Genomic DNA, 14,730 nt, shown 5'->3' with positions numbered 1-14,730 from the left:
TGCATCGTCAGTGCGCGCCGACGAGGAGATCGAAGCCGCGCGGCCGTGGCAGTTCGTCGGCCACTCTCGCGCGACGCGTGCGTTCGAGCGTGCCGGCGGCAGTCTCCTCGGGCACGGGCGAGCACGCACCCGTGCGAACCACGGTGAGCGCCTCGGCGAGCGACGCCTCTTCGGGATCGCCGAGCTGGTGCGCGGGGTCGTCGAGCGCCGGGCAGTCGGCGGCGATGCCACCGAAGAAGTCGCCCTGTCCGAGTGCGTTCCTCAGCGAGAAGGCCACCGGGTACACGACCTGGTCACACATCGTGAAGCCGTACTGTCCGACGGGCTTGCCGTACGTGGCCTGGCCGACGGTGACGACGGGGATGAACGGGCGCAGCGCGTTGATCACGAGCTCGCTCGCCGACGCCGAAGCGCCAGTCGTGATCACCACGATCCTGTCGAGTGGCAGCGCGTGCTCACGCACGTCGAACCTGGTGATCTCGTTGCGGAACGCGTTGCGCGTGTTGTGGAAGTACTCGGCGAACACCTGTCCTTCGGTGCGGCGGCCGCCGATGAGGCTCGCCAGGTGCTGCGCGACGGCCACCAGTCCTCCGCCGTTGTATCGCAGGTCGAGCACCAGTTCCGTGGCGCCTGCCTCGCGCAGCGCGCCGAACGCCTCGTCGAGCGCCGCGTGCGATGGCGTGACGAAGTTGCGGAAGAACAGGTAGCCGACCTTCTTCCCGTCCACCTCGTTGACCTCGAGCACCGATACCGTCGGAATCGTCACCGGCCGCTTGACCATCGTCGCGTCGACGGAGGTGCCGTCGGGCCGCTCGTAGCGGATCTCCACGGTGACGCCCTCGGTCGAGGGTCCCAGCGCCGCCGCGAGTCCGCCGGCCATGAGGAGCGTGGTGACGCGCTGCTGCGCGATCCACGTGATGCGATCCCCGCGACGCAGTCCGACGTCAGATGCCGGGCTGTCGGGGAACACCTGCAGCATGCGCAAGCCGAGACCGTCGTACTCGTGGCTGAATCCGAAGCCGATGAACTGGCTGTCCGAATAGAAGGCCTCTTCGGCCTGCCGCGCGCCGATGTAGCTGAAGTGTGAATCGAGCGGCATGTAGCGCAGCGCTTCGAGCACCTGCTCCGGCGAGCTGTAGCTGGTGACGTTGATCGTCGGCAGCTGGGTGTCCCAGTAGTAGAACGTCCGCATCACGTCATGGACGTAGCGGTTCTGCCCGAGCGTGGAGCAGTTGGTGAGCGTCTGCGCACCAGAGGCGGGTACCAGCGCCGCGAACGCGGCGGCGACGGCCGTGGCGACAAGAGCGAAACGACGCATGACGAAGACACTCCCGTACGCGACGGCTGGCACGCGGCGCGCAGTATCGGAGCGTAGCACGAGCGATATCATGCCCGGTATGCGCTCCCTGTGGTTGGTCGCCGTCGGTGGTGCGATCGGGGCCGTCGCGCGGGCGACAGTCGCCACGACGATTCACAGTCGCTGGCCGTCCACACTCCCCCTGGGCACCATCATCGTCAACATCTCCGGCTGTCTGATACTCGGCCTGCTGTCGGGTGTCCTTGAATCGCGGCCGGACGTGAGCCCGGTCTGGCGCGCGTTCGGCGCCGTCGGCGTGCTCGGCGCCTACACCACCTTCTCGACGTTCGAGTTCGAGACGCTCTCCCTCATCGAACGCGGCCACCTCACCGCGGCACTCGCCAACGTCGCCCTCAGCCTCCTCGCGGGCCTCGCCGCCGTCTGGGCGGGCCAGGCCGTCGGCCGCACGCTCTGACGTCGGGCCGGGCACCCACAAGGGGTGCCCCTACACCCATAGGGCGAGACCGGTGCTCACGACCTCCAAGAAGCGATCGCCGTCGTCATCGATTCACGTGCGATGCGGGTGACGATGGGGCGGGCGATGGGGCCGAGGCCTGTGGGGACGGGACGGCTCAGGGTGATGGACTCGCATGTGACGATCACGCCTTCGGGTACCGCGGCGAAGCGCCATGACGACTGCATCCGCCAGAGGAAGCCGCGCTCGTCGGCCGGCGACGCCCTACGCTCCGTCGCGGTGCCGGCATCTCGCACTTCGTCGATCCGCGTCGCGACGCTGGTGCTGTCGACGCGCGTGGTCGATCGCGTCCTGTGACGCACGGCGTGCCACGTGTCGTAGGTGGCCGACACCAGCCAGGACCGCCTGATGCGCAGGAACAGTTCGTGGCCGTCTTCGTTCCAGTGACTCACACGCAGCGCCATCACGTCGCGAGGCCGTGGAAAGCGCTCCGGATGACGCAGGCGCTTCGACACCTGCTCCAGCGTCGCACCACGGAGGAGCACGCTGCCCTGCCAGTGCTCGATGGTCGCATCGTCGACGGCCACGCTCTCGATGCGGCGACGCGTGACATCGATCGCACCACCCGCGAGCGCGCGCCGTACGCGCACACCGCCCCGATCATCGTCTGTCGCCCATGCCGGCACGCCCGCCGCATCGTCTCGTTCGCGAGCGCGTTCGAGCACAGACACGTAACGATCCCATGACGCAATCGCTTCGCGCGACGGCCCGTCGGCCAGCGCGAGCGATGGCATCCCGAGCAGGCAGACGGGCAGCAGCCATGCGCCACGACGGCCGGCTCCAGACGTCGCGAAAATCCACCGATCGGCGAGCCAGTAGTTGGCTGCCGCACACAGCAGTACCGCGAGCACCTGCGCCGCCATCGGCGCCACGCGATCGGCGAGCAGGAGCACGGTGCCCGCGCCGACGATCAGCGACGTCGCACCCGCTCCTACGTGCGCGCGCCGCAGCGTGGTCGTCCACGGACGCCGCGTCGATCTGTCGCGCCACGTCCAGCGGCGGTGCATCGCATGATTGCTCAGGATCGCCGCCTCGATGGCGAGCACCGTGGCCAACACGGGGCGCACGCCGAAGCACAGGAGGATCGCGGCAGCGGCCATCTGGAGGAAGAACCCCACGGTGCCGACAGCGACAAAGCGCGTGGCCCTGCCCGTCATGACGGCAGGCGCTCCTCACGCGCCAGCGCGGTGGCCGTACGCCACGCCGAGACGAGGAATGCCGCCGCAAGTCCGGCAATGGCGACGATGCCGCCGACGTCGAAGAGCGGCACGGGGCCGACACCGGGCACACGCACAAGCGGACGGCCGATGAGCGCGATTGCGCCAACGGCCAGCACGATCCGCAGTTCCGTGGGGCCGAAGCGGAACGACGTCAGCCTGAACACGCGCGTGACGTGCGTGGCCAGGAATACCTCCGCCATCACGGCGACGTACGCCACGAGCAGCGCCATCGCGACCAGGGGCTGCATGGCACCTGACCACGCCAGCCCCGTGAAGAGCGCAATGGCCCCCACGACGTCGACGACGTGATCGACGTAGTAGCCGTAGCGCGGTCGCTGTCTGTCGCGCACGCGTGCGAGCGTGCCGTCGAGGCTGTCGCCGAACCAGTTCAGCGCGAGCAGAACGGGAACGAGATACAGCACGCGTGCATCGTGCGCCGACGCCGCGAAGGCCGCGCCAACGCCGATCATCGACGCCAGTCCGAGCAGCGTCAGGTGATCGGGCGAGACGAGGCGCGGCAGGCGTCTGGCGATCCAGACCAGGACGCGCGTTTCGAGCGAGGCCAGCGCGCTGTGGTTCTGGCGGGTGTGCGAGGCGGATGAAGTGGTGGCCGTCGATGCGGACATGTGCACGCTCCTGTGACGGAAGGCGCAATCCGCGACCGAATCGGCTCAAGCCTCATCGCGTTACCAACGCTGGCGGGATGATCACCCCGTCGTCAAGGACATCCCTTTGACTGAGCAGAGGCCGACACGGCGTCAGAGTGAGTTGACGCGCTTGACGCCGACTGGAGGCAGGCGTAGCCTTCACCAATCCGACGTGGATTGCGGTAACCGGAGGCACCCAATGACGATTCGCCGTCGCTCATTCGCCGTCGCGTATGTGCTGTACTTCGTCCTAGTTGTTTCTCTCACGTTCTGAGCCACGCGGACAGTCCTCGCTCAGCCTGGCGGAGGATGCTACGGATCCTGTCCCGTGGGCAATTGTCCACCTGACAACTGTGACAACATCTGCGAATCATGCAGAACCGTGTTCGCGAACTACTACTGCAATACGTGGTTCTGCGTGTGCTGCCCTCTCGGTGGGGGTCAAGAAACGTTCGGCTGTCGCGATGCTGTTCTCTCGAGTTGGTACTACTCGGGCTCAGAGTGCACCTCACTGTGCCATGAGAACAGCGCGAGTTTTTGCATTGCGTGATGTGCCCTGTCATTGCCTATCGCACACAGCATGAGATTGTCGACCAGGAGGTGGAACGTGGTCCGAACGTCACGAGTGGCTCTTGCGGTGCTCGCGTCCGTTGCACTGTTGGCGCCTGTCGCCGTCGGCTGGGGCATGTCACGCACCTACACGCGCATGGAAGCGCAGCCGACGAACGAGGGTCAGGAGATCGCATCGCCGCGCACGTGGACGGCTTTCATCGCCGAGGGTGTGATCGACAACGAGCGCAAGCAGTTCCACGCGGAGGGCACGCTCTACCGGGACAGCAACGGATCCGAGCGATGGGATCAGGGGAAACCGGACGTCACGTACATCAGCATCAAGAACATTCCACAGTCGCTGTGGTACGAAGGCAAGCGGCAGCCGGATGGCACGTGGCAGTGGCAGTCTCGCCCGATGGAGCTTCCTGAAACAGGCTGGCTGCCGCCGCGTATCTCGGAGAACCGTGCCGGGATGCAAGCCGACACGATGACGTTCGAAGGACTCGAGCTGCGAAAGCAGATCAGCGCGTCGGGCCGGCAGGCGTGGCTGTCTCCTGATCTGAATTTCTTCACCGTGCGTGTTGACGACGATCCCGTCACTGGAACCCGGCAGCGTTACTTCGATATCCGGAGAGAAGAGCCGAACGCCGAGCTCTTCGCTCCTCCAGCTACGGCCGATGTCGAGACGAGGTCCGATCCGGGCGGCATCGTGCGATCCGGACGCCGCCAGTAAGCGAAGTCCGCGGGCATCGGCTCATGGGGTCATCGCGCGACGAGCGGCAGTGTCAGCGTCGCGAGGCCGCCGTCGGGGACGTCGACCGTCCGTGCGCGACCTGTCAGCTCGCGCAACTGGTCAGGATCCCAGATGACCTCGGAATCAGCCTGCGCCGCCGAGACCGCCATCGCGTAATACGTACCCGGACGCAGGCCCGTGATGCGGAACGTTCCGTCGAGCGCGGGCCTGACGACTCGTTTCCCGTCCTGTTGACGTCCTGTCCGGTGCTCCCAGAGCGCTTCGTCTTGCGGGAAGACGATCACGGCGCAGTCGGCGGCCGTGATGCCCGTCGGCATGGTGACGGTGCCGGCCACGCCCGTCGGCTGCGTGCTGACCACGATCTCCAGGCCTGTGAAGGTGCGGCCGTGGCCGAAGTCGTAGCCCTCGAGCGCCGACTGCCCGCCGACGCGCACGTCCCTGACCCACCAGCCGTCGGGCATGTTGCCAACGCTGATCGTCTGCTCGCCGCGCAGGCCCGTGATCTCGAATGTCAGATCGGCCTGCACGCGGCCGCGGCCGGGGATCGTGAACGTGAACTGGCCGAGATCGTCCGTCTGATCGGGCGACGACATGCCGGCCGCGCGGATCTCGCCGCTCCCCTGGCGCAACAGCCGCACCGCCCGAACGCTGACGCGCTCCGCAGGTTCGCCCGTCTCGGTCGTCACACGACAAGAGCCGTTCTGACGAACACCATCATCAGACTCTCCTCAGATGGAGGCCGGAGATCAGGCCTCGATGCACACGCGAAATGCAGAGAGTGTGCGACCTCCCCGCGTCGCGCATCAAGCTCACGAACGCGTGAGTCACCCACGACGGGTCGGGCCCGGAGGGCCGACCCTACCTACCACCGCAATGGGTAGGGCCGACCAGGCTGCCCGTCGAAGGTAGGGCCGGCGCCTGTCGCGCCGCAGCCCGGAGGGCGAAGGCGGAAGCCCGGCCCGTCGTCGTCATCCGCTATAGTCGAGTCGTCGATGCGCGCCCCGATCGTGTTCCTGGCGTGGTGCCTGTCGGTGCTCGTCGCCTCCGCGCAGTCTCCTCTCTCGCTGGCCGAGCGCCTCGAGCAGCTTCGCGTCCAGACGACGGCGTCGGCCGACGAGGCCATCGCGCTGGCGCGCGCCCTGCGTGACGATGCCGTCGCGGCGGGCGAGTACGACACGGCCGCCATGGCCCTGCGCCTCGCGGCGGCGACGGCGATCGACGCCGAGCAGTTCGCCGACGCGCGCGCGCTGCTCGCCGCGATGCAGGACCTGGCGCAACAGCGCGGTCTCCGCCAGCGCGAACTCGAAGGCACGCTCCTCGTCAGCCGCATCCGCGCCCTCGACGGCGAGCCAGCCGTTGCGGCCACCGATGCCACCACCGCCGTGGACGAACTGGCCCGCCTGCCAGGCGTCAGTCGCGAGTCCGTTCTCTGGGCGTATTCGCAGGCCCTCGCGGCCCTCCGAGGCACTGACGAACGAGTCGTGATGCTCGATCGCGCGACGCGCCTGCTGGAGCCCGGCGACAGGTTCCCCGTCGCGTGCAGCCTGTGGCACGCCATGGGCGACGAGCAGTTCAACACCGCCCACTACGTCGAGGCCCACGAATCGCTCCAGGCCGCACTTGCCTGCTACGAAGGTGCCGATCAGCAGAACAGTACGGGGCGCGTGCTCGTGAGCCTCGGTCGCGTGCAGCGCGCCCACGGGCAACTGCTCGCCGCGCTCGAGTACTACGAACGCGCCGCGCGCCAACAGGACGCCGACGGCGACATCCCCTCGATGCTCCAGAGCCTCAACGCGCAAGCTGTCACGTACGACAGGCTGGGGCGATTCGCGAGGGCCGAACGGCTCTACAGGTCGGCGCTGGCCACGGCGCGCGAGCGATCGCTCGAGCGCTACGAGGTATTCCTCCAGGGCAACCTCGGAGGATCACTGCTCGCGGCAGGCCGCGTCGATGCAGGATTGCGCGAACTGCAGGCCGTGCTGCCTCGCGAGAAGAGCCCGTTCCTGCGCGCTACGAGGCTCCGCCAGATCGCCTCGGCACTCGGCGAACTCGGGCGGTACGACGAAGCGCTCGCCCGCCTCGACGAATCGCTCGCGGCCGTTCCGTCGCAGACCTTCGACGACAGGGTCTCGTACCTCGTCACCCGCGCCATGCTGAAGGCGCCGATGGGCGAACTGGACGTGGCGCAGCGCGACGTGGACGAGGCCGTCAGGCTGATCGAGGACGCGCGTGCACGGGTGCTCGCGGGCGACGCCGCGCGACGCGGCTTCGGCGACCTGCACCAGGGCGTGTTCGCCGTGTCGATCGACGTCGCGATGCGGCGCGGCGACGTTCGCGCGGCACTCGACCTGGCCGAACAGGCCCGGGCGCGCGCGCTGCTCGACCTGATGCAGCACGGCCGCGCGGACGAGGGTGCGCAGGCGCCACCACGCGTGGCCGACATGCAGGCCTTGGCACGCGATCTGGACTCCACGCTCATCGTCTTCTGGGTGGACCGTGCGTCGACGTTCGTGTGGGTCGTCACGCGTGACGCCGTCCATGGCCGGCGCCTGGATGTCGGCGAGCGCGCGCTGCGTCAGCTCGTGCAGGTCGCGGCGGGATCGGGCAACGTGCAGGGCGCGATCAACGCCGCACTGCTGGGTGGACCTGACCTGCAGGCCTGGCGAAGCCTCTATCGCGCCGTGATCGCGCCGATCGAAGCGCATCTGCCCACACTGGCCGACGCCCGCCTGACGATCGTGCCGCACGGTCCACTGCTGCACCTGCCCTTCGCCGGCCTGCTCGACGCGCGACGCCGCCATCTCGTCGAGCGCTACACGCTCCACTACACGCCGTCGCTCGCGGTGCTGCGCGAAGCGCTGCAGCGTCCCGGCCCGGCGTCTCCGGGACGCGCGCTGGTGTTCGGCGATCCCGCGCCGCTGCCACGCCGCGCCGGCGTGCAGCTGCCACCACCGCTGCCCCACGCACGTGAGGAGGCCAGGCGCGTGGCGCGGCGATTCAAGGACGGTGCGTCCCTGTCGGTGGGAGCGACCGCCACCGAAGCCGCGCTGCGCAAGAACGTCTCCTCCTACGGATGGCTGCACGTGGCCACGCACGCGCGCGTGGCCGAGGAAGCCACCGCACCGTCCTACCTGCTGCTCGCACGCGGCGCGGGCGGCGACGCCGACGATGGGTTGCTGACGGCGGAGGAAGTACGGACACTCTCACTCGATGGCGCGACGGTGGTGCTGAGCGCGTGCGGCACGGCGCTGGGCCGCGTGACGGACGAAGGCACGCTCGGCTTCACCCGCAGCTTCCTCGCCGCCGGCGCACGCTCGATCGTCGCCACCACGTGGGAGATGCCAGACGTGGCCGGCCTGCGCGTGATGGACGCGTTCTACGCCGCGCGTGCCACGACCCCACGTGTGAGCGACGCCCTCCGCACCGCCCAACTCCGCACCCTCCGGGCCCTCAGAGCCGGCACCATCACCATGCGCGTCGGCACACAGGCGGTCAAACTGCCGGCGTCACCGCTGCTGTGGGCCGGATACATAGCAGTGGGAGTACCCTGAGAAAAGTCCAAAGTCCAAAGTCAAAAGGCCAAAGACAGTGAAAAAGGGGCAAGGGACGGAAGGTACAAGGTCAAGGTCGGTGTCGCCACCTTTCCGGCCTCTTCCTTTTCGGTTTTCCTCTTGATGCTTTCCGCTTTTTCGCTGTCCTTGGACTTTTGACTTTGGACTTCGGACTTTTCTCAGTGTGCTGCGCTGAGCTCGTCCAGTGCAGCGATCAGCCGCGTTGCGTCGCGGGCGGTGGTGGCACCGGTGTCTCGAGCGGTGGCGAAGGCCTGGCGGGCGTGGGGGATGTCGCCCTGCTGGAGCGCGGCCTTGCCGATATAAAAGACGCTCTCGCGGGCGTAGGGCTGCACGCCGCTCGCGCGGGCGCGTTCGAGCGTGGCGGCGGCGGTGGCCGCTTCGCCGCGCATCAGGTCCGCGATGCCTTCGTAGAACCGCGCCTCCGCCGTAGCGACCTCCCCCAGCAACCGCGCGGCCGTCGTCCAGTCGGCCTTCGTGTAGGCCTCCATGCCCTGCGCGAAGCGCGCCGCTTCGTCTGACGCCCCGCGCGTAGTGAGCGTGAGGTAGGGCGGCGGCATCACCATCGCCAGGACCGCCACCTGGAGGGCATGCGAGCTCGATGCATGCGCCGGCGATGTCGGCTCGGCCGGCTCGGGTGCAGGCGATCGCTCCGCGACCCGCTCGACAGACACCACCAGCGACGCGGGTGGCCGGTTCCATGTCGCCACGCCGATCGCCGTGACAACCAGGCCCGCCGCCACGGCGCCGAGCGCCCACCACGGCAGTCCGCGCGAGGGGACGGGCACCGCCACCTCGTTGGATGCGGCGACGATGACCGGCCCTTCGAGCGGCGCGCGTCTGGCCAGCACCTGCTGCGCGGCCTGATAGCGCTCCACGCGCGCCAGGCATGCATCGCAGGCGAAGAGGTGGTCCTCGAAGACGCTCAGCTCGCCGTCGTCCATGTCGCCGGCGACATAGCGGAGCACCTCATCCTCGTCCAGGTAGCGGCTGCAGGGGGTCATCGCAGCATATGTGGCTGCGGTGCAGAAGAACGTGACGGAGGGGGTGGACCGAACACCTCCATCAGCCGGCGCTGCGCCCGCAGCTTCCTGGCGCGCGCCGCTTCCGGGGAGATGGCGAGCCGCACGGCCAGGTCAGCCGGCTTGCACCCCTCGACGAGGATGAGCCGGAGCACCTGCTGATCGGCGGGCGGCAGGCGGTCGAGGGCGCGTTCGACGTCGAGCCGGCGCACGTCGCTCTCCTCGGTGGAGCCCTGCACCACCTCCGTTTCGAGCGGACGCACGTCGTGCCTCGTCGACGCCCGATGCTCGGACCTGACGATGTTGCGGGCAATGCCCGCCGCGAACGCGGCCAGGGCCGACGGTTCGCGCAGGCCGCCGCGCCGCAGTTCCAGCAGGAGGGCGATCATCGCATCCTGCGCGAGATCGCTGGCCAGGTCGGGCCGCCTCGTCCGTGCCAGGCACAGCGCACGCATGCGCGGACCGAACCGGTGGGCCAGCTCGGCCTCGGCATCGGGATCCCCGGCACGAATCCTCGCCACGAGGGCCGGATCGTTGGACGCGGGTCCCGACTCGGCGATGACGTTCAGCATCGAGACGGTCTCATCAACTCCATCTCCACAACGCCGTGGAACGCCCAACAGAACAACCGAGGCGCGCGGGCGTCTTCCGAGAGGTAGGGGAAGGTCCGGCAGCCGCACGGCGATGGTCCGTCGGAGAGGTGTTGCCGCCGGATTTCATCCGGCGGACAGAGATGCCGTCTCACTTCGTCCCGAACGTGTAGGTCGTGCTCGAGCGATACGTCTCTCCGGGACGCAGGATGGTGGACGGGAACGCCGGTTTGTTCGGCGAATCAGGGAAATGCTGGGTTTCCAGGCAGAAGCCCGAACGCCGCGCATAGACCCTGCCGCCCTTGCCGGTGATCGTGCCGTCGAGGAAGTTACCCGTGTAGAACTGCGTGCCGGGCTGCGTCGTCGCCACGCTCATCGTCCGGCCTGTCGTCGGTTCGTACACCGAGATGACCTGTTCGAGCCCATCGCCCGTACGCGTGAAGACCATGTTGTGGTCGTAGCCCCCGCCGAAGGCGATCTGCGCGTGGTCGGCATCGATACGTGCGCCGATCGCCGTCGACGATCGGAAGTCGAAGGGCGTGCCCTCCACGCTGGCCAGTTCACCCGTCGGGATCAGGCCCTTGTCGACCGGCGTGTAGCGATCGGCGCGGATCGCGATCTCATGCCCGAGGATGTCGCCATTGCCGGCACCCGCCAGGTTGAAGTAGGTGTGCTGCGTCAGGTTCACGGGCGTCGCCTTGTCCGTGGTCGCCTCGTAGTCGAAGCGCAGCGCGTTGTCGCGCGTGAGCGTGTAGGTGACGATGGCCTGGAGCGTGCCGGGGTAGCCCATGTCGCCGTCCGGGCTCGCGAGCCGGAACACCACGCCGACGCCGTCTTCCCGCTCGAACGGCTCCGCGGCCCACACCTTCTTGTCGAAACCCTGCGGTCCGCCGTGCAGATGATTCGCGCCGTTGTTGATCGGCAGCGAATACGTGTGGCCATCGAGCGTGAACCGGCCCTTCGCGATCCGATTGCCGTAGCGCCCGACGATGGTGCCGAGAAAGGGCGACTGGTCGAGATAGCCCTGCAGCGCGTCGTAGCCGAGGACGATGTCGCCCGGAGTACCTGTACGGTCGGGCACCTTCAGCGACGTGATGATGCCGCCGTAGGTGATGGCCGTGACCTCCACGCCGCGGCCATTGCTGAAGATGAAGGCCTCGACGGCTTGACCGTCTGGCAGGGTCCCGAAGGGCGATCGAGTCATCGAGAGCGTGGTGCGCGCGTCGACCGGTGCCGGCGCCTGGACAACAGGAGGGGGCGAGTCAGTGGAGGACCCGCAGGCGCCTCCGAGGGCGGCTGCCAGCACGATCGGCAGCAGGGCGAAGTCCGAACGAACGTGTCGCATGCAATGGGCTCCAGCGCAGTATCATCTCTCCGATCCGATGCTCACGCCACGAGTGCTTCGCAAGGTGGCCGCCCCGCTCATCCTGGGCGCGGTGGTCGCGGTGTCCTGGCAGCAGGACTGGCTCCCCGGAGCGGCGGTCGCCTCCGCGCAGCCGAAGGTCGACTTCACCGCGCACATCGAGCCGATCCTCGCCGAGCACTGCTACGAGTGCCATGGGTCGCAGAAGGCCCGCGGCAAGCTGCGCCTGCACGCACGCGAACTCGCGCTGAAGGGTGGGGCGACGGGTCCGCTGCTGGTGCCCGGCGACAGCGCGAAGAGCTACATGGTGCAGCGACTCCTCGGCGCGGGCGGCGAAGACCGGATGCCGCTGGACGCCGACCCGCTCGGCGACGCGCAGATCGCGCTCATCAGGACGTGGATCGATCAGGGCGCCGAGTGGCCTGGCCCTGCTGGCGACGCGCCGACGCCAACCGTCGAGGAACACTGGTCGTACGTCGCGCCGAAGAAGGCGCCGCTGCCGGCCGTCTCGAACGAAGGCTGGGTGCGCACGCCCGTCGATCGCTTCATCCTCGCGCGCCTCGACGCCGAGAAGCTGATGCCGTCGCACGAGGCCCCGCGCGAGACGCTGCTGCGACGGGTGTCGCTCGATCTCACGGGGCTCCCGCCGACGATTGCCGAACTCGACGCGTTCCTTGCCGACACGCGGCCCGACGCCTACGAACGCGCCGTCGATCGCCTGCTCGCCTCGCCGCACTTCGGCGAACGATGGGCGCGCCTCTGGCTCGACGTCGCGCGCTACGCCGACAGCAACGGCTTCGAAGCCGACAGGCTGCGATCGATGTGGCCGTACCGCGACTGGGTGATCGAGGCGTTCAACACCGACATGCCGTTCGATCGCTTCACGATCGAGCAGATCGCCGGAGACATGCTGCCCAACGCCACGCGCGCGCAACGCGTGGCCACGGGCTTCCACCGAAATGCGATGACCAACGAGGAGGGCGGCGTCGATCCCGACGAGGCGCTGTACGACGTCCTCATCGATCGCGTGAACACGACGGCCACCGTGTGGCTCGGCAGCACGGTGGCGTGCGCCCAGTGCCACAACCACAAGTACGACCCCATCAGCCACAAGGACTACTTCCGGCTGATGGCGTTCTTCGCCAACCCTGCGTACAAGGTGCAAGCCCACGGCGCAGGCACGAAGTACAGCGAGAGCCGGATCGATCTCGCCACGCCGGAGCAGGAGAAGGACCGGGCCGCGCTGCACACGCAGCTCGAAGCGGCCGAACAGGCCCTCGCGAAAGACACGCCGGAACGCGCACGCGATCAGGCGCGATGGGAAGCGGAGGTGCGCGATGCCACACGTGCGTGGACACCTCTGATGCCGAGTCACGCCACGGGCACCAATGGTGTCGTGCTCCGCGTCGCCGATGATGCGAGCGTCACGGCGAGCGGGGCCAATCCGCCGCTGACCACGTACACCGTCGCTGCGCGAACCGAGAGCACCGGCATCACCGGCCTGCGCATCGAGGCGCTGCTCGAACAGTCGTTGCCACAGACGGGGCCGGGGCGCGATCCGTACGGACATTTCCGCGTCACGTCGATCCGCGCGTTCGCGGCGCCGGCATCCGATCCGGAACGCCGCGTGCCTGTCACCTTCTCCGCCGTGAAGGGCGACGGCAACATCTCGCGCGACGATCTGCGCGACATCGTCACTGACGCGTCAGGATCGGATGCGCGGGCGCGCAAGGCCTGGGTCGTCGACGCGATGCGCGAGGGCTGGCGCGTCCCGTCGCAACTCGTGCTGGTGCCGGCAACGCCGATCGGGTTCCCCGGCGGTACCGTGGTGACGCTGGAGATCGCGCACGAAGACGGCACGCTCGGCCAGGGGCTCGGGCACTTCCGTCTCTCGACGACCACGGCAGCCACACCGCTCGACGTCGTGACCGTCACGGCGCGTACGCGCGCCGCAGCACTCGTCGCACCGGCGACGCGTACCGAGGTCCAGGCCAGGGATCTCGCCACGCAGTTCCGCGAGCTGTCGCCCGCGTTCACGGCGGAACGTGCGGAGGTGGCGCGGCTGAAGAAGGCCATCGACGACATGCAGGTGCCGACCACGCTCGTGATGGAGGAACGCCCGTCATACGAGCGTCCGTCGACGCCATTCCGCAATCGTGGCGCGTTCACCTCGCCCGGCGAGCCCGTCTTCGCCAACACGCCATCCTTCCTGCCGCCGATGAGCGAGGCGATGCCGTACAACAGGCTCGGCCTCGCGCGCTGGCTCGTGAGTGCCGACAACCCGCTCACGGCGCGCGTGACGGTGAACCGCTTCTGGGAAACGCTGTACGGACGCGGGCTCGTCGAGACGAGCGACGACTTCGGCACGATGGGCACGCCGCCGTCGCATCCCGAACTGCTCGACTGGCTGGCCGTCGAGTTCATGGAGCGGGGATGGAGCGTCAAGACGCTGGTCCGCACGCTGGTGCTTTCGTCCGCGTACAGACAGCAGTCGGACGTATCCGACGCGCTGCAGGCGCGCGATCCGTACAACCGGCTGATTGCGCGCGGACCGCGCTTCCGCATGGAAGCCGAGATGGTGCGCGACGTGGCGCTGGCTGCCAGCGGCGCCCTGAGTCCGAAGCTCGGCGGGCCGAGCGTGTTCCCGTCGCAGCCGCCCAACATCTGGAACAACCCGTACGACAACTCGAAGTGGATCGAGAGCACGGGCGAGGATCGCTACCGTCGGAGCCTCTACACGTTCCTGCGCCGTACGTCGCCGTACCCGATGTTCACCACGTTCGACGCGACGAGCCGCGAACTCTGCACGGTGCGGCGCGTGCGCAGCAACACGCCGCTGCAGGCGCTCGCCACGCTCAACGACGAGGGCTTCTTCGAGCTGGCACGCGCGTTCGCGCAGCGCCTGCGCACCGAAGCCCCCGCGTCGGTCGACGCCAGGCTCACGCTCGGCTTCCGTCTCGTCACGAGCCGCGTCCCGTCTGCCGCGGAACTGACACGGCTGCGCGCATTCCATGCGCAGGCGCGCGAGCGATACGCCGCGTCCCCCTCAGAGGCCGCAAAGGCACTCGCGCTCGGGACAGGTACCGCCGTCACCGCCGATCACGTGGATCGCGCGGCGTGGACCATGGTGGCCAACGTGCTGCTCAACCTCGACGAGGCCGTGACGAAAGGGTAAGCCATG

11 protein-coding genes are annotated in these 14,730 nt (G+C 68.4%); 4 read left to right on the top strand and 7 right to left on the bottom strand.

Features of this window, described 5'->3' with window-relative positions; all coding sequences use genetic code 11:
• Positions 1–7: 7 nt before the first annotated feature.
• Complete coding sequence (locus IT182_00055; protein MCC6161727.1) at positions 8–1,318, bottom strand: PDZ domain-containing protein; 1,311 nt, start codon at positions 1,316–1,318, stop codon at positions 8–10.
• 79 nt (positions 1,319–1,397) lie between these two features.
• Between IT182_00055 and crcB the strand changes: the two genes are divergently transcribed.
• On the top strand, positions 1,398–1,772 hold the full coding sequence (crcB, locus tag IT182_00050; GenBank protein ID MCC6161726.1) for a fluoride efflux transporter CrcB: 375 nt from the start codon (positions 1,398–1,400) through the stop codon (positions 1,770–1,772).
• A gap of 56 nt (positions 1,773–1,828) precedes the next feature.
• On the opposite strand, the gene IT182_00045 is transcribed toward crcB, so the two are convergent.
• Together IT182_00045 and IT182_00040 are read right to left on the bottom strand one after the other, a co-directional pair.
• Positions 1,829–2,989 carry a GtrA family protein gene (locus tag IT182_00045; protein MCC6161725.1) on the bottom strand — a complete coding sequence of 387 codons (1,161 nt, stop codon included), beginning with the start codon at positions 2,987–2,989 and terminating at the stop codon, positions 1,829–1,831.
• Positions 2,986–3,678, bottom strand: a complete 693-nt coding sequence (locus tag IT182_00040; protein MCC6161724.1) for a CDP-alcohol phosphatidyltransferase family protein — start codon at positions 3,676–3,678, stop codon at positions 2,986–2,988. Before IT182_00040 ends, IT182_00045 begins: the two co-directional genes overlap by 4 nt.
• Positions 3,679–4,306: 628 nt before the next feature.
• On the opposite strand from IT182_00040, the gene IT182_00035 reads away from it, so the two are divergent.
• Entirely contained in the window at positions 4,307–4,984 is a 678-nt protein-coding gene (locus IT182_00035; protein MCC6161723.1) for a hypothetical protein, read from the top strand.
• 29 nt (positions 4,985–5,013) lie between these two features.
• Here the strand turns inward: IT182_00035 and IT182_00030 are convergent, their stop codons facing one another.
• The gene (locus tag IT182_00030) at positions 5,014–5,691 is read right to left on the bottom strand and encodes a hypothetical protein (GenBank protein ID MCC6161722.1); all 678 of its coding nucleotides are present in this window, start codon (positions 5,689–5,691) and stop codon (positions 5,014–5,016) included.
• 306 nt (positions 5,692–5,997) lie between these two features.
• Here IT182_00030 and IT182_00025 point away from each other — a divergent pair, with 306 nt between their 5' ends.
• The gene (locus IT182_00025) at positions 5,998–8,556 is read left to right on the top strand and encodes a CHAT domain-containing protein (GenBank protein ID MCC6161721.1); all 2,559 of its coding nucleotides are present in this window, start codon (positions 5,998–6,000) and stop codon (positions 8,554–8,556) included.
• Between the two features lie 179 nt (positions 8,557–8,735).
• Here IT182_00025 and IT182_00020 read toward each other — a convergent pair whose 3' ends face one another.
• The 3 genes from IT182_00020 to IT182_00010 all read right to left on the bottom strand — a co-directional run bounded on the left by IT182_00020 (position 8,736) and on the right by IT182_00010 (position 11,390).
• Complete coding sequence (locus IT182_00020; GenBank protein ID MCC6161720.1) at positions 8,736–9,578, bottom strand: hypothetical protein; 843 nt, start codon at positions 9,576–9,578, stop codon at positions 8,736–8,738.
• On the bottom strand, positions 9,575–10,168 hold the full coding sequence (locus tag IT182_00015; protein MCC6161719.1) for a sigma-70 family RNA polymerase sigma factor: 594 nt from the start codon (positions 10,166–10,168) through the stop codon (positions 9,575–9,577). The genes IT182_00020 and IT182_00015 overlap by 4 nt, the downstream gene beginning before the upstream one ends.
• A 169-nt stretch (positions 10,169–10,337) precedes the next feature.
• Positions 10,338–11,390, bottom strand: coding sequence for a galactose mutarotase (locus IT182_00010; GenBank protein MCC6161718.1), 1,053 nt, complete (start codon positions 11,388–11,390; stop codon positions 10,338–10,340).
• 178 nt (positions 11,391–11,568) lie between these two features.
• Here IT182_00010 and IT182_00005 point away from each other — a divergent pair, with 178 nt between their 5' ends.
• Positions 11,569–14,724 (top strand): DUF1553 domain-containing protein, encoded by a 3,156-nt coding sequence (locus IT182_00005; protein MCC6161717.1) that lies wholly within the window; start codon positions 11,569–11,571, stop codon positions 14,722–14,724.
• The last annotated feature ends 6 nt before the right edge of the window (positions 14,725–14,730 follow it).

The organism is Acidobacteriota bacterium, assembly GCA_020845575.1.
Classification (GTDB): domain Bacteria; phylum Acidobacteriota; class Vicinamibacteria; order Vicinamibacterales; family Vicinamibacteraceae; genus Luteitalea.
The sequence above is the reverse complement of the archived record's forward strand: the minus strand, read 5'-3'. Positions and strand labels throughout refer to the sequence as shown.